Below are 21,459 nucleotides of genomic sequence, written 5' to 3'. Positions count from 1 at the left end.
TGAAACCTAAGCGATCAACCCGCCAGGCCGGAGTGCTGGACCAGGGTCAGCAGTGGCTGTGGGTATACGCCGAGGAAGAACGCCAGGACCGCGATGGCCAGCAGCATGACGCCACCGGCTTTCTGTTCCCAGTGCAGTTGGGCATCGACGCGGCGCAGGTTCGGCTCGATCAGGTACAGGGTGACCATCACTCGCAGGTAGTAGAAGACGCCGATGGCGCTGCCCATGACCAGGGAACCGACCAGCCACCATTGGTGCGCTTCGACACCGGTAGCGATGATGTAGAACTTGCCGATGAAGCCCGCGGTCAGCGGGATACCGGCCAGGGACAGCATCATCACGGTGAGGACGGCGGTCAGGTACGGACGGCGCCAGAACAGGCCGCGGTACTCGTACAGGGCGTCGGCATCACGGCCTTTGTACGGCGAAGACATCAGGGTGATCACACCGAAGGCGCCAAGGCTGGTGATCACGTAGGTGACCAGGTACACGCCGATGGCTTCCATGGCCAGGCCCTTGCTCGCCACCAGGGCGATCAGCAGGTAACCGAAGTGGGCGATGGACGAGTAACCCAGCAGACGCTTGAGGTTGCTCTGGGTCAGCGCCAACAGGTTGCCCACCAGGATCGAGGCGATGGCGATCACGGTCAGCACGTTGCTCAGGACACCGCTGCTGGCCACTGGCGAGAGCTGGAACAGACGCACCAGCACTGCGAACACCGCCACCTTGCTGGCGGTGGCCAGGAAGGCCGCCACCGGAGCTGGAGCGCCTTCGTAGACGTCCGGGGTCCACAGGTGGAACGGTACCAACGACAGCTTGAAAGCCAGGCCGATCAGCATCATGCCCAGGCCCAGTTGCGCCAGCGGGCTTGGCAACCCGGTGGCGGCCAGGGCTTGACCGATACCGCTGAAGCTCAGGCTGCCGGCTTCTGCGTAGAGCAAGGCCATGCCGAACAACAGGAAGCCCGAACCGGCGGCCGACAGCACCATGTACTTGATGCCGGCTTCCAGGGAGCGCTTGTTGAAGAAGGCATAGGCCACCAGGCCGTAGACCGGTACCGAGAGCAGCTCCAGGCCGATGAACAGGCCGGCCAGGTTCTGCGCGCTGACCAGCACCAGGCCACCGGCGGCGGCCAGCAGGATCAGCAGGTACAGCTCTTCACGGTTGCCCGGGTAGCCGCTGCTGCCGTCGCCCAGGTAGGCGTGGGCCAGGGTGACGCAGGCCAAGGTGGCCACCAGGATCAGGGCCATGTAGAGGCAGGCGAACTGGTCGATCTGCAACAGCGGGGTGACCGCCAGGGGTGCCACTTTCAGCACCGGGAAGATCGACAGCAATGCCAGGTTCAGACCGGCCACCGACAGCAGGAAGGTCTGGGCGTGGTTGCGCCGCCAGGCGATCGCCAACATCACCACCACAAGGGTGGCGCTGGTGATCAGCAGCGGCGCCAGGGCTATAAAGTGTTGAATCGTAAAGTCCATAGCGCTCTTACCGGGCCGAAGCGAGTTGAGTGAAGGCGGTGCTGAGCCATTGCTGCACGCCATGCATGGTGGCGGCAGAGGTATCGAGGAACGGTTGCGGGTACACGCCGATGTAGATCAGCAGGACCGCCAGTCCCAGCACCATGATCAGTTCGCGAGCATCCATGCCGTGCAGCACCGCGTCCGATTTGGACGGGCCGAAGTAGGCACGGTGGATCATGATCAGCGAGTAGACTGAGCCGAACACCAGGCCGGACGTCGCGATCGCGGTGATCCATGGCGCACTGACGAAGGTGCCGATCAGGATCAGGAACTCGCCGACAAAGTTACCGGTGCCCGGCAGGCCCAGAGAAGCGGCTGCAAAGAACAGGCTGATGGCCGGCAGGTAGGCGATACGCGACCACAGGCCGCCCATTTCACGCATGTCGCGGGTATGGGTGCGTTCGTACAGCTGGCCGCTGAGGATAAACAGCGCGGCTGCCGAAACACCGTGGGCCAGCATCTGGATCACCGCGCCCTGCAGGGCCTGCTGGCTGCCGGAGTAGATACCGATCAGCACGAAGCCCATGTGGGAAACGCTGGAGAAGGCGATCAGACGCTTGATGTCGGTCTGGGCGAAGGCCAGGAAGGCGCCGTAGAAGATCCCGATCAGACCCAGGGTCATGGCGATCGGTGCGAACTCTGCCGAGGCGTTGGGGAACAGTGGCAGGGCGAAACGCAGCAGGCCGTAGGCCGCCGTCTTCAACAGGATGCCCGCCAGGTCCACGGAACCGGCGGTCGGTGCCTGGGCGTGAGCGTCAGGCAGCCAGGAGTGGAACGGCACCACGGGCAGCTTCACCGCGAAGGCGATGAAGAAGCCGAGCATCAGGATGTACTCGGTGGCGGTGGACATCTTGGTCTTCAGCAACTGGGCGTAATCGAAGGTGATCACCCCGGTGTTGTTGAAGTTGACCAGCACCAGACCCAGGATCGCCACCAGCATGATCAGGCCGGAAGCCTGAGTGAAGATGAAGAACTTGGTTGCTGCGTAAATCCGGGTTTTCTTGCCGTCTGCCGAGCTGTGACCCCAGAGCGCGATGAGGAAGTACATCGGCACCAGCATCATTTCCCAGAAGAAGAAGAACATGAACAGGTCCAGCGCCAGGAACACGCCGACCACACCGCCCAGGATCCACATCAGGTTCAGGTGGAAGAAGCCCACGTGACGCTGAATCTCTTTCCAGGAGCAGAGTACCGAGAGGATACCCAGCAGGCCGGTCAGCAGGATCATCAACAGCGACAGGCCGTCCAGGGCCAGGTGCACGTTGATGCCGAAGCGCTCGATCCAGACATGCTTGAACTCGATGGCCCAAGTTGGATCGGCGCCAGGCGCCGGAGCAAATGAATAGTTACCGTGGGCCCACAGCCAGAGGCCGAGAGCGAGTTCCAGGGTCATGGTCAACAGCGCAATCCAGCGGGGGAGGGTGGCGCCGAAGCGCTCACCCAGCCAGCACAGCAGGCCGCCGATGAAGGGGATCAGGATTAGCCAAGGCAGAATCATGACGGGCTCAATTCCTTTCGCAAGTTCGCAAGGTTCATATCAGACCGCTACCAGCACAATGGCGCCGATGACCAGCACGGCACCGGCTGCCATCGAGGCGGCGTACCAACGCAGTTGACCGGTCTCGGTACGGCTCAGGGAGTTGTGACCCCCTTTGGCCATACGCGGGATCAAACCGATGGTTTGATCGAGCGGGTCCTTGCGCAGTACATGGCTGATGGCCAGGTATGGCTTGACGAACAGTTTGTCGTAGATCCAGTCGAAGCCCCAGGCGGCGAACCACCAGGCCGAGAGCAGACGCCCGATGCCGCTGTTGGCGATGGCGGTCACAACGCGACGCTTGCCAAGGAACAACAGGGCGGCCAGCAGGATACCGGCCAGGGCGATGGCGCCCGAGGCGATTTCCAGGCTGTGCTTGGCTTCGCCACCGGCATGACCGGCGCTCAGCGGCAGTACACCATGCAGGGGCGGAGTGATCATCGCGCCGATCCCGGTGGACAGCACGATCAGCACCACCAGCGGCAGCCAGTGGGAGATACCGTGGCCGGCGTGGGCTTCGGTCTTGGCTTCACCGTGGAAGGTGATGAAGATCAGGCGGAAGGTGTACAGCGAGGTCATGAACGCACCCACCAGACCGGCGTACAGCAGGCCATGGTTGCCACTGGCGAAGGCTTCCCAGAGGATCTCGTCCTTGGAGTAGAAGCCCGCGGTCACCAGAGGCAGGGCCGCCAGGGCGGCGCCACCGACGATGAAGCTGGCGTAGGCCAGAGGCAGTTTCTTCCACAGGCCGCCCATCTTGAAGATGTTCTGCTCGTGGTGGCAGGCAACGATCACCGCACCGGAAGCCAGGAACAGCAGGGCCTTGAAGAAGGCGTGGGTCATCAGGTGGAAAATCGCACCGTCCCAGGCGCCAACGCCCAGGGCCAGGAACATGTAGCCGATCTGGCTCATGGTGGAGTAGGCGAGGATCCGCTTGATGTCGGTCTGCACCAGCGCGGCGAAGCCGGCCAGTACCAGGGTCACGCCGCCCACCAGGCCTACCAGGTGCAGGACTTCCGGCGCCAGGGTGAACAGACCGTGGGTACGGGCGATCAGGTAGACGCCGGCGGTGACCATGGTCGCGGCGTGGATCAGTGCCGAAACCGGGGTCGGGCCGGCCATCGCGTCCGCCAGCCAAGTCTGCAGCGGCAGTTGCGCGGATTTACCCACGGCGCCGCCCAGCAGCATCAGGGTCGCCAGGGTGATCCAGAAGTCGCCGGCCTGGAATTTCTGCGGTGCCAGCACCAGCAGTTCCTGGACGTTCAGCGTGCCCACCTGTTGGAACAGGATGAACAGGCCGATGGCCATGAACACGTCGCCGATACGGGTGACGATAAAGGCCTTGAGTGCGGCGTTACCGTTGTTGCGGTTGCTGTAGTAGAAACCGATCAACAGATAGCTGCACAGGCCCACGCCTTCCCAGCCGAAGTACAGGAACAACAGGTTATCGCCCAGCACCAGGAACAGCATGCTGGCGATAAACAGGTTGGTGTAGGCGAAGAAGCGCGAGTAGCCGGCTTCACCGCGCATGTACCAGGACGCGAACAGGTGGATCAAAAAGCCCACGCCCACCACCACACCCAGCATGGTCACGGACAGACCATCCAGGTACAGGGCGAAGTTCGGCGCGAAACCGTCCACCGACATCCACTGCCACAGCACCTGGGTGTAGTGACCACCCTCGGGCGGCGCGACGTTGAATTGCCAAATCACGTAGGCGGCCACGATGGCCGATAGGCCAATGGAGCCGACGCCGATCAGGGCCGAGAGGTTTTCCGAGAGGCGTCCCCGGGAGAACGACAGCAGCAGGAAACCGATCAGGGGGAATACGAAAGTCAGAAAGAGAAGGTTCATCCGCGCATCTCGCTGGCTGCATCGATATCGAGAGTGTGGAAGCGGCGGTACAGCTGCAGCAGGATCGCCAGGCCAATACTGGCCTCGGCGGCTGCCAGGCTGATCACCAGGATGAACATCACTTGTCCATCCGGTTGCGCCCAGCGGGCGCCCGCAACGATGAAGGCCAATGCCGAGGCGTTCATCATCACTTCCAGGCTCATCAATACGAAGAGGATGTTACGGCGGACCATCAGGCCGACCAGACCGAGGCAGAACAGGATGCCGGCAACTGCCAGGCCATGTTCCATCGGGATAGTACCGAGAGGGATAGTAGGCATCGTGTTACTCCTTCGCCTCGTTGCGGCCCAAGTGGAACGCCGTGACGGCTGCGGCGAGCAGCAGCATCGAGGCGAGTTCGACCACCAGTAGGTAAGGGCCGAACAGGCTGATGCCCACGGCCTTGGCGTCGACGGTGGTTTGACCGATACCGGCACCGCTCTGGTGGCTGAACAATACGTACAGCAGTTCAGCCAGCAGCAAGGCGGCGAGAATCACCGGGCCGATCCAGATGCCGGGCGTGAGCCAGATGCGCTCCTGCTGGGCCGCGGCCGGGCCGAGGTTGAGCATCATCACCACGAACACGAACAGCACCATGATGGCGCCGGCGTAGGCGATCACTTCCAGGGCACCGGCGAACGGTGCGCCGAGGCTGAAGAAGGTCATGGCCACGGCGATCAACGAAATGATCAGGTAGAGCAGGGCGTGCACAGGGTTGGTGTTGGTGACCACGCGCAGCGTGGAAACAACGGCAACACCTGATGCGAAATAGAAAGCGAATTCCATCGTTCTTCCTTAAGGCAGCAAGCTCTTCACGTTGATCGGCTCGGCTTCATTCTGCGCGGAGCCTTTTGGCTTACCGGCAATGGCCATACCTGCAACACGATAGAAGTTGTAGTCAGGGTTCTTTCCGGGACCGGAGATCAAGAGATCCTCTTTCTCGTAAACCAGGTCCTGACGTTTGAACTCGGCCATCTCGAAATCCGGTGTCAGCTGGATTGCGGTGGTCGGACAGGCTTCCTCGCAGAGGCCGCAGAAAATGCAGCGCGAGAAGTTGATGCGGAAGAAGTCCGGGTACCAGCGACCGTCTTCGGTTTCAGCTTTCTGCAGCGAGATGCAACCCACAGGGCAGGCCACGGCGCACAGGTTGCAGGCTACGCAACGCTCTTCGCCATCGGGGTCGCGAGTCAGGACGATACGGCCACGGTAGCGTGGCGGCAGGTACACCGGCTCTTCGGGGTATTGCAGGGTGTCGCGTTTGCGAAAGCCGTGACCGAACACCATCACCAGGCTGCGCAACTGGGTACCAGTACCCTTAACGATGTCGCCAATATATTTGAACATGGGTCAAATCCTCACTGAACCGCGCCCGCAGGCGTGTTCAACAACACAAGCGCAGCGGTCACCAGCAAATTGATCAGGGTCAGCGGCAGGCAGAATTTCCAGCTGAAGTCCATCACCTGGTCATAACGCGGGCGCGGGATAGAGGCGCGCAGCAGGATGAACAGCATGATGAAGAACGCGGTCTTCAAGGCGAACCAGACGAAGGACAGTTGCGGCAGGATGCCGAACGGACCGTGCCAGCCACCGAAGAACAGGGTGACCAACAGTGCCGAGATCAAGATGATGCCGATGTACTCACCAACGAAGAACATGCCCCATTTCATGCCGGCGTATTCAATGTGGTAACCGTCGGCCAGTTCCTGCTCCGCTTCCGGCTGGTCGAAGGGGTGACGGTGAGTCACGGCCACGCCAGCGATGAAGAAGGTACAGAAGCCGAAGAACTGCGGAATGATGAACCACAGGTTCTGCGCCTGGTACTCGACGATGTCGCGCATGTTGAAGGAACCGACCTGAGCCACGATGCCCATCAGCGCCAGGCCCATGAACACTTCGTAGGACACGGTCTGGGCCGAAGCCCGCAAGCTGCCCAGCAGGGCGAACTTGTTGTTACTCGACCAGCCGGCGAACAGCACCGCGTAGACCGACAGGCCCGCCATGGCGAAGAAGAACAGCAGGCCGATGTTCAGGTCCGCGACGCCCCAGGTCGGGGTGATCGGGATGATCGCGAAGGCGATCAGCAGGGCGGACATGGCGACCACCGGTGCCAGGGTGAAGATCACCTTGTCGGCAAACGGCGGGGTCCAGTCTTCCTTGAAGAACATCTTCAGCATGTCGGCGGCGATCTGGAACATGCCGAACGGGCCAACGCGGTTCGGACCGTAACGGTCCTGCCACCAGCCCAGCAGGCGACGTTCGACGAAGCTCAGCAGCGCACCGGCGATTACCACCGCCAGCAGGATCACGACGGCCTTGACGACCGTCAGGATCACGTCGATCACTTCAGGGGTAAACCAACTCATTGCGCCGCCTCCTGCAGACCGTCAACGGATTTGCCAAAGAACGCCGGAGGAATCCCCGCCAGACCGGCAGGCAGCCCCACCAGGCCAGCACCCAGCTCTTCGTTGATGCGCAGTGGCAGACGCAGGGTCTGGCCGGCTACGTTCACCGCGAGCAGGGCACCGTCGTTGACACCCAGGCGATCGGCTTCGGACTTGGCCAGGGCCACGTAGGCCGCCGGAATGCGTTCCTGTACCGGAGCGGCTTTCGAAGAGTTCTCTTCGCTGCCGAACAGGTGATAGAACGGCACCGCTTGCCAGGTGCCCTGAGCCGGAGAGAAGGCCCGCGGTACGCTGGAGAACCAGTTGAGACGGTCGCCCTGGCTTTCGATCAGGCGAGTACCCGGATCACCGGCACGCAGATGGCCGCCGACTTCGTCCTGGAACTTGTTCCAGGCTTGCGGCGAGTTCCAGCCCGGCGACCAGGCGAACGGCACTTGCGAGCGCGGTTCGGCGGAGCCCGAGTAACCTTCCATGGAGTAGGCGAAGGCGGTATCCGGGTCTTGCGGGGTGCGCGGTTCATGCACGCTCTGGTTGGCGCGCATGGCGGTACGGCCGCTGTAGCGCAGCGGTTCGCGGGCCAGTTTCAGGCCTTTGATACGGAACGCTGCGGAAGGTGCTGCGTCGATGATGGAAGCCAGTTGCGGGGTGCTCGCGGCGCAGGCAGCGGTCACGTGGTCCAGCTGGGTCCAGTCCACCGGCTTGTTCAGCAGAGTGCTGCGCAGGGCGTGCAGCCAGCGCCAGCCTTCGTGGACCATGATGCTGGCGTCCAGGTAGGTCGGATCGAAGACCTGGAAGAAGCGCTGGGCGCGGCCTTCCTGGCTGACCAGGGTGCCATCGCCTTCGGCGAAGCTGGCCGCCGACAGCACCAAGTGTGCACGCTCAAGGGTGGCGGTCTGTTGATGATCGGCAACGATCACCACCTTGGCCGCGTTCAGTGCGGCATCCACCTTGGCTGCGTCGGTGCGGGTGTACAGGTCGTTTTCCAGCACCACGATGGCGTCGGCCTTACCGTCGATCACCGTCTGCAGGGCCGCGTCCACGGATTCGCCACCGAGCATGGCCAGGCCGAGGCTGTTGGCCTCTGGCACGATCAGGCTGATGGAGCCGGCTTTCTCGCGCAGCTTCAAGGCCTTGGCGATGTTCGCCGCAGCTTCGATCAGCGCCTTGGACCCCAGGGAGGTACCGGAAATGATCAGTGGGCGCTTGGCCGCCAGCAGAGCGTCGGCAATGCGCTTGGCCAGTTCCAGGGCTTCACTGTCCAGGCCTTCCACGGCAGGGGCGCTGGCGTCGATGGCGTGGGCCACGGCGAAACCGATGCGCGCCAGGTCGTCTGGAGCGGCGTGTACACACTCCTCGGCCACGTCGTCGAGCTTGGTTTCAGCCAGGCTGGCAATGAACAGCGGGTTCAGCGCGTGCTGGCCGATGTTCTTCACGGCGGCGTCGAGCCAAGGCTGGACGCGCATGGCGTCGGCCATTTCCTCGGCCTTGCCCTTGACCGACTGGCGCAGGGCCAGGGCCATGCGTGCGGCGGTTTGGGTCAGGTCTTCGCCAAGGACGAAGATGGCATCGTGGTCTTCGATCTCGCGCATGTTCGGAACCGGCAGCGGACTGTCGTTCAGAACCTGCAGAACCAGGCGGATGCGCTCCAGTTCAGAAGCTTCGATACCACTGTAGAAGTGCTCGGCACCGACCAGCTCACGCAGGGCGTAGTTGCTTTCCAGGCTGGCGCGAGGCGAGCCGATACCGACGATGTTGCGACCGCGTAGCAGGTCGGCCGCCTGGTCCAGCGCCTGGTCCAGAGTCAGCTGGGTGCCATCGGCCAGGCGTGGCTGGCGCGGACGGTCCTTGCGGTTGACGTAGCCGTAGCCAAAACGGCCACGGTCGCAGAGGAAATACTGGTTCACCGAACCGTTGTAGCGGTTCTCGATGCGCCGCAGCTCGCCGTAGCGCTCGCCCGGGGAGATGTTGCAACCGCTGGAGCAGCCATGGCAGATGCTCGGCGAGAACTGCATGTCCCACTTGCGGTTGTAGCGCTCGGAGTGAGTCTTGTCGGTGAACACACCGGTCGGGCAGACCTCGGTGAGGTTGCCGGAGAACTCGCTTTCCAGGGTGCCGTCTTCAACGCGACCGAAGTACACGTTGTCGTGGGCGCCGTAGACGCCCAGGTCGGTGCCGCCGGCGTAGTCCTTGTAGAAGCGCACGCAGCGATAGCAGGCGATGCAGCGGTTCATTTCGTGGGAAATGAACGGGCCGAGGTCCTGGTTCTGGTGGGTGCGCTTGGTGAAGCGATAACGGCGCTCGTTGTGGCCGGTCATCACCGTCATGTCTTGCAGGTGGCAGTGACCGCCTTCCTCACAGACCGGGCAGTCGTGGGGGTGGTTGGTCATCAGCCACTCGACAACACTGGCGCGGAAGGCCTTGGATTCTTCATCGTCGATGGAGATCCAGGTGTTGTCAGTGGCTGGGGTCATGCAGGACATGACGATACGACCACGGGTGTCGTTCTCGTCGGTGTACTGCTTGACCGCGCACTGGCGACAGGCACCGACGCTACCGAGAGCGGGGTGCCAGCAGAAATAAGGGATGTCGAGGCCTAGTGACAGACAAGCCTGTAACAGGTTGTCCGCCCCATCGACTTCGAGCGCTTTGCCGTCTACGTGGATAGTGGCCATGGTTCAAAGTTCTTCGTTGGCCCGGTGTCAGCGGGCGTGGCTAATGGAATCTTGTTATGCGTGCGAATCAACACAGCCGTTCACGGCGTCATCGCACGTCGAGCGCAGGGCACGGACCCTGCGCCCTCATCTAAGCGTTACGCGCCGACTACGATCGGTCGGGCCAGAGGCGGGACGGCGGCGCTGGTGGGCGCGATGCCGGCTTCGAACTCTGGACGGAAATACTTGATGGCACTGCCCAACGGCTCCACGGCACCCGGTGCGTGAGCACAGAAGGTCTTGCCTGGGCCGAGGAACCCCACCAGACCCAGCAGGGTCTCGATGTCGCCTTGCTGGCCCTGGCCGTTCTCCAGAGCCATCAGCAGTTTGACGCTCCATGGCAGGCCATCACGGCAAGGGGTGCAGAAGCCGCAGGATTCACGGGCGAAGAATTGCTCCATGTTGCGCAACAGCGACACCATGTTGATGCTGTCGTCCACCGCCATGGCCAGGCCGGTACCCATGCGGGTGCCCACTTTGGCGATGCCGCCGGCATACATTTGCGCATCCAGGTGTTCTGGCAGCAGGAAGCCGGTACCGGCGCCGCCTGGCTGCCAGCACTTGAGCTTGAAGCCGTCGCGCATGCCGCCGGCGTAGTCTTCGAACAGCTCGCGTGCGGTCACGCCGAAGGGCAGCTCCCACAGGCCAGGGTTCTTCACTTTGCCGGAGAAGCCCATCAGCTTGGTGCCGTGGTCTTCGCTGCCTTCGCGGGCCAGGGATTTGTACCACTCCACGCCGTCGCCGATGATCGCCGGCACGTTGCACAGGGTCTCGACGTTGTTCACGCACGTCGGCTTGCCCCACACGCCTACGGCCGCAGGGAAGGGCGGCTTGGAGCGTGGGTTGGCGCGACGGCCTTCCAGGGAGTTGATCAGTGCGGTTTCTTCACCGCAGATGTAACGCCCGGCGCCGGTGTGGACGAACAGCTCGAAATCGAAACCGCTGCCCAGGATGTTCTTGCCCAACAGGCCTGCGGCCTTGGCTTCTTCCACGGCACGCCGCAGGTGCTTGGCGGCGGTGGTGTATTCGCCGCGCAGGAAGATGTAGCCGCGGTAGGTTTTCAGTGCGCGGGCACTGATCAGCATGCCTTCGATCAGCAGATGGGGCAGTTGCTCCATCAGCATGCGGTCCTTCCAGGTGTTGGGTTCCATTTCGTCCGCGTTGCACAGCAGGTAGCGGATGTTCATGGACTCGTCTTTGGGCATCAGGCCCCACTTCACGCCGGTGGGGAAGCCCGCACCGCCGCGACCCTTGAGGCCGGCATCCTTGACGGTCTGGACGATATCGTCCTGGGACAGGTCGGCGAAAGCCTTGCGGGCCGCCGCGTAACCGTTCTTGGCCTGGTACTCGTCGAACCATACAGGCTCGCCGTCGTCACGCAGACGCCAGGTCAGTGGGTGGGTTTCTGCGGTACGCGCAATGCGGTTCGCAGGGCCGAAAGAGGTCAGGGTCATACGTAGCCCTCCAACAGTTTGGCCACGCCAGCAGGCTGTACGTCGCCGAAAGTGTCGTCGTCGATCATCAGCGCCGGGGCCTTGTCGCAGTTGCCCAGGCAGCACACCGGCAGCAGGGTGAAGCGGCCGTCGGCGGTGGTCTGGCCGAGGCCGATGCCCAGCTCGCTCTGAATCTGGCTGACCACGGACTCGTGGCCGCCGATGTAGCAGACCATGCTGTCGCAGACGCGAATGATGTGGCGGCCCACTGGCTGACGGAAGATCTGGCTGTAGAACGTCGCCACGCCTTCAACGTCGCTGGCGGGGATGCCAAGGATCTCGCCGATGGCGTAGACCGCGCCGTCCGGCACCCAGCCACGTTCCTTCTGGACGATCTTCAGGGCTTCGATCGACGCCGCGCGCGGGTCTTCGTAGTGATGCATCTCGTGCTCGATGGCCGAGCGCTCGGTTTCGCTCAGGGCGAAACGGTCTGTCTGGATAAGCGTGCTGTTCATGCTTAGCGGTCCACGTCGGCCATAACGAAGTCGATACTACCCAGGTACGCGATCAAGTCCGCGACCATGCTGCCGCGGATCACCGAAGGGATCTGCTGCAGGTGGGCGAAGCTTGGGGTGCGAATCCGGGTGCGGTAGCTCATGGTGCCGCCATCGCTCGTCAGGTAATAACTGTTGATGCCCTTGGTCGCTTCGATCATCTGGAAGGATTCGTTGGCCGGCATCACCGGGCCCCACGAAACCTGCAGGAAGTGCGTGATCAAGGTTTCGATGTGCTGCAGGGTGCGCTCTTTCGGCGGCGGCGTGGTCAGCGGGTGATCCGCCTTGTACGGGCCTTCCGGCATATTGCGCAGGCACTGGTCGATGATCTTGATGCTCTGGCGCATCTCCTCGACGCGAACCATGCAGCGGTCGTAGGCGTCACCGTTGGCCGCCAGTGGAACTTCGAACTCGAAGTTCTCGTAGCCGGAGTACGGACGAGCCTTGCGCAGGTCGAAATCGCAGCCGGTGGAACGCAGGCCGGCACCGGTGACGCCCCATTCCAGGGCTTCCTTGGTGTTGTAGGCGGCAACGCCGATGGTCCGACCCTTGAGGATGCTGTTCTGCAGGGCGGCCTTGGTGTATTCGTCGAGGCGCTTGGGCAGCCATTCAACGAAGTCCTTGACCAGCTTTTCCCAGCCGCGGGGCAGGTCGTGGGCGACGCCGCCGATGCGGTACCAGGCCGGGTGCAGGCGGAAGCCGGTGATGGCTTCGATCACGGTGTAGGCACGCTGGCGGTCGGTGAAGGTGAAGAACACCGGGGTCATGGCACCGACGTCCTGGATGTAGGTACCCAGGAACAGCAGGTGGCTGGTGATGCGGAAGAACTCGGCCATCATGATGCGGATGACGTCGACCTTCTCCGGTACCTTGATGCCGGCCAGCTTCTCGACCGAGAGCACGTACGGCAGGTTGTTCATCACCCCGCCGAGGTAGTCGATACGGTCGGTGTAAGGGATGAAGCTGTGCCAGGACTGACGCTCGGCCATCTTCTCGGCACCACGGTGGTGGTAGCCGATGTCCGGAACGCAGTCGACGATCTCTTCACCGTCCAACTGCAGGATGATGCGGAAGGCACCGTGGGCCGATGGGTGGTTCGGGCCCAGGTTGAGGAACATGTAGTCCTCGTTGGCACCGGAACGCTTCATGCCCCAGTCTTCCGGACGGAAGCGTGCGGCTTCTTCTTCCAGCTGCTGCTTGGCCAGGGTCAGGCTGAACGGGTCGAACTCGGTGGCGCGGGCCGGGAAGTCCTTGCGCAGCGGGTGACCTTCCCAGGTCGGCGGCATCATGATCCGCGAAAGGTGAGGGTGACCGGCAAAGTCGATGCCGAACATGTCCCAGACTTCACGCTCGTACCAGTTGGCATTGGGCCAGATACCGGTGACGGTCGGCAGGCTGAGATCGCCTTCGGACAGGGCCACTTTGATCATCACGTCGCTGTTACGTTCGATCGACAGCAAGTGGTAGAACACACTGAAATCGGCACTCGGCAGGCCTTGACGCTTGGTGCGCAGGCGCTCGTCCACGCCATGCAGGTCATAGAGCATGACGTACGGCTTGGGCAGGTTGCGCAGGAAGGTCAGGATTTCAACGAGTTTGGAGCGGGTAACCCACAGCACCGGCATGCCGGTGCGGGTGGCCTGGGCGGTGAACGCCTCAGGGCCAAAACGGTTATTGAGTTCGACAACCACATCCTGGTCGTCAGCCTTATAAGGCGGGATGTACAGAGCACTGCCTGTAGTCATGGTTTTTTATCGCTTTCGGTCAACGTAAAGAGTGAAGCCAGTGTCGTTTCTTTGTCAGAACAGATCTGGATCAGACTTCGTCAGGGCTGCGCAGGTTGGTGACCTGAATACGCTGTTCGCGGCGCTGCTCCTTTTGCGACGGCATTTCGGCGCGGTACACGCCTTGATCACCGACGACCCAGGAAAGTGGGCGACGCTCCTGGCCAATGGATTCTTGCAAGAGCATCAAGCCTTGCAGGAACGCTTCAGGGCGGGGCGGGCAGCCAGGTACGTAGACGTCCACGGGCAGGAACTTGTCCACCCCCTGAACTACGGAGTAGATGTCGTACATGCCACCGGAGTTGGCGCACGAACCCATGGAGATAACCCATTTAGGCTCGAGCATTTGCTCATAGAGACGCTGGATGATCGGCGCCATCTTGATGAAGCAGGTGCCGGCAATAACCATGAAATCCGCCTGACGCGGCGATGCCCGGATAACCTCGGCGCCAAAGCGCGCGATGTCGTGGGGCGCCGTGAAGGCAGTGGTCATTTCCACGTAGCAGCAGGACAGACCGAAGTTGTACGGCCACAGGGAGTTCTTACGCCCCCAGTTGACCGCGCCGCTCAGCACGTCTTCCAGCTTGCCCATGAAGATGTTTTTGTGGACCTGATCCTCTAACGGATCGGAAACGGTTTCCCGTTCGCCGATCGGGTACTGATCGTTAGGAGCATCGGGGTCGATCCTGGTGAGATTGTATTGCATCGCCAAAGCCTCATTGTTTTAGCTTCGCCTGCCGCTTACGACGACCTTCCGGAGCCCAGTCAAGAGCCCCCACTCGCCAAAGGTAGACAAGACCTGCCAACAGAATTGCTATGAAAACGAGAGCTTCGACGAATCCGGTCCAGCCGCTTTCGCGGACGGACACAGACCAGGCAAAGAGAAAGAGGGCTTCGATATCGAAGATCACGAAGAGCATCGCGACCAGATAGAATTTGGCTGAGAGCCGCAAGCGGGCGCCACCGGTAGGTAGCATGCCGGACTCGAACGGTTCGTTTTTGCTGCGGCCCCAGGCTTTTGACCCGAGGAGGCTGGAGACGCCGAGCATGAAGGCGCAAAGGCCGACAACACCCAGAAGGAAAATGGCAAAGCCCCAGTTGTGGGCCATGAGTCCTGTCGCTTCGGGCATGCTGGTAATCCTTAACAGAGAGCAAGAGTCTCTGAGCTTGATAAAGAAATAAAGCAGTGACGATATGTCGCAGCGCAATCAATCGCGCTGATTTTATGGCTAAACACCGGGCAAGTAAAATTTCTAAAGCGAAATTGTTTATCGTAATAAGGACATAGCTCACCCCTGTAGCCCCGTAAGCCGCGGCCTGTGGGCATTAGGGGAGGTTTTGTTAATTATGTTTTGTTGCAGCTGCAACGAAAGTTATAGCGGCTAAATGATAATCAATATTGTTTAGGTGTTGTTTTAATCTGCTTTCCTTCGGGGAGTGGGAAAGTTGTTTGTTATATCCCTGTTACTGCAAGTAGCAGGGGCGCACCTTTTAACCTGTTTCGCTCTGGGTAACACCGCTCTGGATCAATGTTTGGCGAGCTTTTTTGCAGGGGCCGGGCGCCTCGAGGTTTTTGAGGGGGCCGCAGGGGAGCGGTTCGCCGGCAAGCTGGCTGCTGCAGGTTTGGCGGGCAAAAAAACGCCCCGAACCAGTCGGGGCGTCAGTTGTACAGCAATGCAGTTGTTTTTACCGGGCCTGCATTGGCCGCTCGATCAAGGCGCGAGGCCTGGAATCAGTGGAACTGCTCTTCTTCGGTGGAACCGGTCAGAGCAGTTACCGAGGACGAACCACCCTGGATCACGGTAGTCATGTCGTCGAAGTAGCCGGTGCCCACTTCCTGCTGGTGCGCCACGAAGGTGTAGCCTTTGGCGGCGTCAGCGAACTCCTGCTCTTGCAGCTTCACGTAGGCGGTCATGTCGTTGCGGGCGTAGTCGTGCGCCAGGTTGAACATGCTGTGCCACATGTTGTGGATACCGGCCAGGGTGATGAACTGGTGCTTGTAACCCATGGCGGACAGTTCGCGCTGGAACTTGGCGATGGTGGCGTCGTCCAGGTTCTTCTTCCAGTTGAAGGAAGGCGAGCAGTTGTACGACAGGATTTGGTCCGGGTATTCCTTCTTGATTGCTTCGGCGAAGCGACGAGCTTCGTCCAGGTCCGGCTTGGCGGTTTCGCACCAGATCAGGTCGGCGTACGGAGCGTAAGCCAGGCCGCGGGCGATCGCTTGATCCAGACCGGCTTTTACTTTGTAGAAGCCTTCCTGGGTGCGGGTGCCGGTCACGAACGGCTGGTCGTACGGGTCGCAGTCCGAAGTCAGCAGGTCAGCAGCGTTGGCGTCGGTACGGGCCAGGATGATGGTCGGTACACCGGCAACGTCGGCCGCCAGGCGGGCAGCGGTCAGCTTCTGTACGGCTTCCTGGGTTGGAACCAGCACCTTGCCGCCCATGTGGCCGCACTTCTTCACGGAAGCCAGCTGGTCTTCGAAGTGAACGCCGGCGGCGCCCGCTTCGATCATGCTCTTCATCAGCTCGTAGGCGTTCAGTACGCCGCCGAAACCGGCTTCAGCGTCAGCTACGATAGGTGCGAAGTAGTCGATGTAGCCGTCGTCGCCCGGATTCTTGCCGGCTTTCCACTGGATCTGGTCGGCACGACGGAACGAGTTGTTGATGCGCTTGACCACGGTCGGAACCGAATCCACCGGGTACAGCGACTGGTCGGGGTACATGGATTCGGCGGAGTTGTTGTCCGCAGCCACTTGCCAGCCGGACAGGTAGATTGCCTGGATGCCGGCTTTGACCTGTTGAACAGCCTGGCCGCCGGTCAGGGCGCCCATGCAGTTGACGAAATCTTTCTCAGGACGGAAGGACGGCTTGGCACCTTGGGTGACCAGGTTCCAGAGCTTCTCGGCGCCCATGCGTGCCAGGGTGTGCTCGGGTTGGACCGAACCACGCAGACGGACCACGTCGGCAGCGGAATAAGTGCGAGTCACGCCTTTCCAGCGCGGGTTTTCAGCCCAGTCTTTTTCAAGGGCTGCAATTTGCTGTTCGCGTGTCAGTGCCATGGAGATAAACCTCGTCGCGTCTTGTGTAAAAAGTCGTTCTTGGTTGGAGAATTCCGGCTCCGCCGATCACGCGTCGTAACGTTGCGTGGAAGGCTGCTCGCTGACCAGGAAGCTTAGGCGGTCCAGTCGGGTCTGGCGGGGATGGCGACGGGTGAACGATGGGCTCGAGGGGAGAGTGAGCAGGTGAAGGCGAGCTGCGGTGCGCATGCGGGCGTCGTGGGCCTTGGTGCGTTCCATCAGTGTGTTGCCGATCGACCTAAATACGCTTCCGTCCCTCGGGACAACTTCGTTCCAGTCGCAATCTCGTCAAACACACCTTGTGGGCAGTACAGACACGAATCGGCTCAGGTGGGTAGGTTAGAGCGGCGATCCGAAGGCCCTTGCCAGGGCCCCTGATTAGCGGGAGCGAGGCCATCATGCCCGCGGTTTTTTGGCTCGTCAAATGTTTTGTAGTGCTTTTTTTATGGCACTACATCTTTGGTCTAATACGACTAATCAGTCAGTTTTTGGTGCTTTAGTCCAAGGCGTCGACCTTGACGCGCAAGGTCATGTCATCCCGTCCTTGAGTCGAGTAGCTGCGGCCCAGGGCCTGCTTGTCGGCCTGGGTCTGGCGATTGACCCCGGCCAGGGTGATCCACTCGCCGAGGCGCCCACTGACAGTTGTGTCGGTACTTTGCACGTTCACTACATCAGGGCGTTCCTGGCTCATGCGGTCGCGGTTGGTGCTGATACTCAGGTGCACGGTCTCGCCGGTGACGCTGGCTGTCACGTAGAAGCCCTGGGTGACGTTGCGGTATTGAGTCTGGTTTTGCAGGCGACCGTAAGGATCGGTCTGGGTGGTGGTCAGGGGCACGCTCTGGCCAACCTGGATCAGCGCCGGCACGCCTTCGCTGGCCTGGACCTGTTGGATGCCGCCATCGCGGCTCTCGGTGCTGCGATTGATGATGCGCGTTTGCGGTGCACCATTGACCGAATAACCCTGGTTGTCCTGGAAGTTGTTCTCGTTGGTGTCGACGGTGATCAGCAGGCGCTTGGCAGCGGTATCCAGTTGCGCAATGAAGGCCCGCAGTTCGGCGATCTTGCCCGGCTCGGCGTTGACGATCAGTTGGTTGCCATAGGCGCTGACCTTGCCGTCCTTGCCCAGAAAATTCTGCGCCACCGGCAGCAGGTCGGCGCTGGTGCGGTTGTTGAGGGGCACGATCTCGGTGGCGGCCATGACCGAGCAGCTGAAGGTCAGCAGCAGCGTCGTGAGCAAGGTGCGTAGGGACATATCCGTTATCTCCGCGAGTAGCTGGCGTAAAGCCTTGAGTTTGACACTTTGTCGGCTTTGGGTGGGGCAAGTTGAATCCTAGACGGCAAAACGCCCCGGCATCCTGGTCTTGCGCCTGGTAGGCGCAAGGGGATGGCGGGGCGTTCGCTCTGGCCATTGCCGCTGGGGCTTGTCGGTCAGGCGCCGCGAACCATGTCGACGTGGGGGATTCCCGCTTCGAGGAATTCCTCGCTGACAATCGAGAAGCCCAGGCGCTCGTAGAACGGCGTGGCCTGGACCTGGGCGCTGAGCATCTGTTGCTTCAGGCCGCGCTTCTCGGCTTCGTCGATCACTGCACGCATCAGCGCATCGCCGACCTTGAGGCCGCGCCAGTCCTTGAGTACCGAGACCCGGCCGACATGGCCGTCCGGCAGCAGGCGCGCGGTACCGATAGGGAAATCACCCTCGCAGGCCAGAAAGTGCACCGCGCTGTCGTCGTCGGCATCCCACTCCAGCTCGGGCGGAACCGATTGCTCGGCAATGAACACTGCTTCACGAATGCGCCGGATCTCGGCGTTATCCTTTTGCCAGTCTGCGACACGTACGTGAATCTTATTCATCGGCAAACCCCAGGCTCCCTTGCTTGACCAGTTCACACAGCAGGCCGCGCCCATCTTCATCCGCCAGCCAAGGGCCGAGGTTGTCGATATGCAGGGCGTCGGCGGCGCAAATCATTTTCAGCAGCTCGCGCAGTTTACCGGGAAGCAGGCGACTTTGGCCGCTGGCGAACAGCAACAGGTCTTCATCGACTTCCGACCAGGCCAGGCGCGCGCTTGGATTGCGGATCAGGATAGCGCCCTGTTCCAGGCTGCCCAGCAGGTCGTCCTCTTCCAGTTCCGGGCCGACCACCAGTTCCGGGTAGCGTGGCTCGGTCATGAACTGGCCGAACCAGGTCAGCAGCAGGCGTTCGTCGCTCATGTGCTCGGCCAGCAGGCCTTTGAGGCGATCGAGGGCATCCTGCTGGATCTGGTGCGGGTCGCTGGCCGGCTGCACGTCGGCGTCGGTGTAGCGCTCTTCGTCCGGCAGGAACTGGCCGAGGAAGTCGGTGAAGTGAGTCAGCACTTCAGCGGCGCTCGGGGCGCGGAAGCCCACCGAGTAGGTCATGCAGTCGTTCAGCGCGACACCGTAGTGGGCCAGGCGTGGGGGCAGGTAGAGCATATCGCCCGGCTCCAGGACCCAGCTTTCGGTCTCTTCGAATTCGGCGAGGATGCGCAGGTCCGCGTGCTGCAGCAGCGGGCTCTCGGAGTCGCACATCTGGCCGATCTTCCAGTTGCGCTTGCCGTGGCCTTGCAGCAGGAACACGTCGTAGTTGTCAAAGTGCGGGCCGACGTTACCGCCCGGTGCGGCGAAGCTGATCATCACGTCATCGATGCGCCAGCTCGGCAGGAAGCGGAAGTGCTCCAGCAGCTCGGCGACTTCCGGGACGAACTGGTCCACGGCCTGGACCAGCAGGGTCCAGTCGCGCTCCGGCAGCTTGCTGAATTCGTCTTCGGCGAACGGGCCGCGACGCAGCTCCCAGGGGCGTTCGCCTTTCTCGATCACCAGGCGCGATTCGACTTCTTCTTCCAGGGCCAGGCCGGCCAGTTCGTCAGGTTCGATCGGGCTTTCGAAGTCAGGCAGGGCCTGACGGATCAGCAGGGGCTTCTTCTGCCAGTAGTCACGCAGAAATTCCCGTGCAGTGATGCCGCCCAGAAGTTGAAGTGGAATGTCAGGATTCATTTGTAACCTATTGAAAAAGTTTACTTTTCTAGCAGGAATAAAAACGCCCGGCGCGGCCGGGCGTCAAAAGGTCGAGCAGTCGGTCAGATGCGCTTGGCCTGGACCACGGCATTGCCGATGTAACTGGCCGGGGTGAGCTGCTTCAGCTCGGCCTTGGCCGCGGCCGGCATGTCCAGCCCGTCGATGAAAGTCTGCAGCGCTTCAGGGCTGATGCCCTTGCCGCGGGTCAGTTCCTTGAGCTTTTCGTACGGATTTTCGATGTTGTAGCGACGCATCACGGTCTGAATCGGCTCGGCCAGGACTTCCCAGCAAGCGTCCAGGTCTTCAGCGATCTTCTGGGCGTTGAGCTCCAGTTTGCTGATGCCTTTGAGGCTGGCTTCGTAGGCGATCACGCTGTGAGCGAAGCCCACGCCCAGGTTGCGCAAGACGGTGGAGTCGGTCAGGTCGCGCTGCCAGCGGGAGATCGGCAGCTTGCTCGCCAGGTGCTGGAACAGGGCGTTGGCGATCCCGAGGTTGCCTTCGGAGTTTTCGAAGTCGATCGGGTTGACCTTGTGCGGCATGGTCGAGGAACCGATTTCGCCGGCAATGGTGCGCTGCTTGAAGTAGCCCAGGGAGATGTAGCCCCAGATATCGCGATCGAAGTCGATCAGGATAGTGTTGAAGCGGGCGATGGCGTCGAACAGCTCGGCGATGTAGTCGTGCGGCTCGATCTGCGTGGTGTAGGGGTTGAAGGCCAGGCCCAGTTCGTCTTCGATGAAGGCGCGGGCGTTGGCTTCCCAGTCGATGTCCGGGTAGGCCGACAGATGGGCGTTGTAGTTGCCCACGGCGCCGTTGATCTTGCCCAGCAGCGGCACGGCGGCGACCTGAGCGATCTGACGCTCCAGGCGGTACACGACGTTGGCCAGCTCTTTGCCCAGGGTGGTCGGCGAGGCCGGCTGACCGTGGGTACGCGACAGCATCGGCACTTCGGCGAAACGGATCGCCAGTTCGCGGATGGCGTTGGCGGTCTGGCGCATCAGCGGCAGCATCACTTCATCACGGCCTTCGCGCAGCATCAGGGCGTGGGACAGGTTGTTGATGTCCTCGCTGGTGCAGGCGAAGTGGATGAATTCACTGACGTTGGCCAGCTCAGGCAGCTTGGCGGCTTGTTCCTTGAGCAGGTACTCGATGGCCTTGACGTCGTGGTTGGTGGTGCGTTCGATCTCTTTGACACGCTCGGCGTGCTCCAGGGAGAAGTTCTCTGCCAGGGCATTGAGGACGGCGTTGGCTTCGGCGGAGAACGCCGGCACTTCGCTGATGGCGCTGTGGGCGGCCAGGCGCTGGAGCCAGCGCACTTCAACGAGGACGCGAGCACGGATCAGGCCGTATTCGCTGAAAATGGGGCGCAGGGCCTGGGTTTTGCCGGCGTAGCGGCCGTCAACAGGGGAAACCGCAGTGAGCGAAGAGAGCTGCATGGGGTGTTCTCGGACAGTCGGGCAACGAAATGGGGCGCGTATCATACATGAAAATATCCGCAGGTCCGTTGCCAACTGACCAGCG

Annotated in this window: 18 protein-coding genes; all 18 read right to left on the bottom strand. The window is 61.6% G+C overall.

Annotated elements, in window-relative coordinates; translation table 11 throughout:
* Window positions 1–14: 14 nt before the first annotated feature.
* Window positions 15–1,478, bottom strand: a complete 1,464-nt coding sequence (gene nuoN / locus LOY69_RS19405; protein WP_015636299.1) for an NADH-quinone oxidoreductase subunit NuoN — start codon at window positions 1,476–1,478, stop codon at window positions 15–17.
* A gap of 7 nt (window positions 1,479–1,485) precedes the next feature.
* Complete coding sequence (nuoM, locus tag LOY69_RS19400) at window positions 1,486–3,018, bottom strand: NADH-quinone oxidoreductase subunit M (protein ID WP_011062195.1); 1,533 nt, start codon at window positions 3,016–3,018, stop codon at window positions 1,486–1,488.
* A 39-nt stretch (window positions 3,019–3,057) separates the two neighbouring features.
* Window positions 3,058–4,911 carry an NADH-quinone oxidoreductase subunit L gene (gene nuoL / locus LOY69_RS19395; RefSeq protein WP_110652833.1) on the bottom strand — a complete coding sequence of 618 codons (1,854 nt, stop codon included), beginning with the start codon at window positions 4,909–4,911 and terminating at the stop codon, window positions 3,058–3,060.
* Window positions 4,908–5,231 (bottom strand): NADH-quinone oxidoreductase subunit NuoK, encoded by a 324-nt coding sequence (gene nuoK / locus LOY69_RS19390; protein WP_016964784.1) that lies wholly within the window; start codon window positions 5,229–5,231, stop codon window positions 4,908–4,910. The genes nuoL and nuoK overlap by 4 nt, the downstream gene beginning before the upstream one ends.
* 4 nt (window positions 5,232–5,235) lie before the next feature.
* Window positions 5,236–5,736, bottom strand: coding sequence for an NADH-quinone oxidoreductase subunit J (gene nuoJ, locus LOY69_RS19385; RefSeq protein WP_102864715.1), 501 nt, complete (start codon window positions 5,734–5,736; stop codon window positions 5,236–5,238).
* Window positions 5,737–5,745: 9 nt separating this feature from the next.
* A complete protein-coding gene (gene nuoI, locus LOY69_RS19380) occupies window positions 5,746–6,294 on the bottom strand; it encodes an NADH-quinone oxidoreductase subunit NuoI (RefSeq protein WP_003223795.1) in 549 nt (182 codons plus the stop codon).
* 11 nt (window positions 6,295–6,305) lie between these two features.
* A complete protein-coding gene (gene nuoH / locus LOY69_RS19375) occupies window positions 6,306–7,313 on the bottom strand; it encodes an NADH-quinone oxidoreductase subunit NuoH (protein WP_102864716.1) in 1,008 nt (335 codons plus the stop codon).
* Window positions 7,310–10,024: an NADH-quinone oxidoreductase subunit NuoG gene (nuoG, locus tag LOY69_RS19370; RefSeq protein ID WP_213665649.1), complete on the bottom strand. Its 2,715-nt coding sequence runs from the start codon at window positions 10,022–10,024 to the stop codon at window positions 7,310–7,312. Before nuoG ends, nuoH begins: the two co-directional genes overlap by 4 nt.
* Before the next feature lie 137 nt (window positions 10,025–10,161).
* Window positions 10,162–11,517, bottom strand: a complete 1,356-nt coding sequence (gene nuoF, locus LOY69_RS19365; RefSeq protein ID WP_102864718.1) for an NADH-quinone oxidoreductase subunit NuoF — start codon at window positions 11,515–11,517, stop codon at window positions 10,162–10,164.
* Window positions 11,514–12,011 carry an NADH-quinone oxidoreductase subunit NuoE gene (nuoE, locus tag LOY69_RS19360; protein ID WP_011062188.1) on the bottom strand — a complete coding sequence of 166 codons (498 nt, stop codon included), beginning with the start codon at window positions 12,009–12,011 and terminating at the stop codon, window positions 11,514–11,516. Before nuoE ends, nuoF begins: the two co-directional genes overlap by 4 nt.
* A 2-nt stretch (window positions 12,012–12,013) precedes the next feature.
* The gene (nuoC, locus tag LOY69_RS19355; RefSeq protein ID WP_102864719.1) at window positions 12,014–13,795 is read right to left on the bottom strand and encodes an NADH-quinone oxidoreductase subunit C/D; all 1,782 of its coding nucleotides are present in this window, start codon (window positions 13,793–13,795) and stop codon (window positions 12,014–12,016) included.
* A 70-nt stretch (window positions 13,796–13,865) separates the two neighbouring features.
* A complete protein-coding gene (locus LOY69_RS19350; RefSeq protein WP_011062186.1) occupies window positions 13,866–14,540 on the bottom strand; it encodes a NuoB/complex I 20 kDa subunit family protein in 675 nt (224 codons plus the stop codon).
* Window positions 14,541–14,550: 10 nt separating this feature from the next.
* Window positions 14,551–14,964 (bottom strand): NADH-quinone oxidoreductase subunit A, encoded by a 414-nt coding sequence (locus tag LOY69_RS19345; protein WP_011062185.1) that lies wholly within the window; start codon window positions 14,962–14,964, stop codon window positions 14,551–14,553.
* 602 nt (window positions 14,965–15,566) lie between these two features.
* Complete coding sequence (aceA, locus tag LOY69_RS19340) at window positions 15,567–16,892, bottom strand: isocitrate lyase (protein ID WP_025126589.1); 1,326 nt, start codon at window positions 16,890–16,892, stop codon at window positions 15,567–15,569.
* A gap of 514 nt (window positions 16,893–17,406) precedes the next feature.
* Window positions 17,407–18,162: a secretin N-terminal domain-containing protein gene (locus tag LOY69_RS19335; protein WP_102864720.1), complete on the bottom strand. Its 756-nt coding sequence runs from the start codon at window positions 18,160–18,162 to the stop codon at window positions 17,407–17,409.
* Between the two features lie 176 nt (window positions 18,163–18,338).
* Complete coding sequence (locus tag LOY69_RS19330; RefSeq protein ID WP_102864721.1) at window positions 18,339–18,761, bottom strand: GNAT family N-acetyltransferase; 423 nt, start codon at window positions 18,759–18,761, stop codon at window positions 18,339–18,341.
* Window positions 18,754–19,920: a cupin domain-containing protein gene (locus LOY69_RS19325; protein WP_102864722.1), complete on the bottom strand. Its 1,167-nt coding sequence runs from the start codon at window positions 19,918–19,920 to the stop codon at window positions 18,754–18,756. Before LOY69_RS19325 ends, LOY69_RS19330 begins: the two co-directional genes overlap by 8 nt.
* An 83-nt stretch (window positions 19,921–20,003) precedes the next feature.
* The gene (purB, locus tag LOY69_RS19320) at window positions 20,004–21,374 is read right to left on the bottom strand and encodes an adenylosuccinate lyase (protein WP_265073448.1); all 1,371 of its coding nucleotides are present in this window, start codon (window positions 21,372–21,374) and stop codon (window positions 20,004–20,006) included.
* Window positions 21,375–21,459 lie beyond the last annotated feature (85 nt).

The organism is Pseudomonas sp. B21-059 (assembly GCF_026016285.1).
Classification (GTDB): Bacteria; Pseudomonadota; Gammaproteobacteria; order Pseudomonadales; family Pseudomonadaceae; genus Aquipseudomonas; species Aquipseudomonas danubii.
Note: the sequence above shows the minus strand (reverse complement) of the source record. Positions and strands in the feature narration are given on the sequence as shown.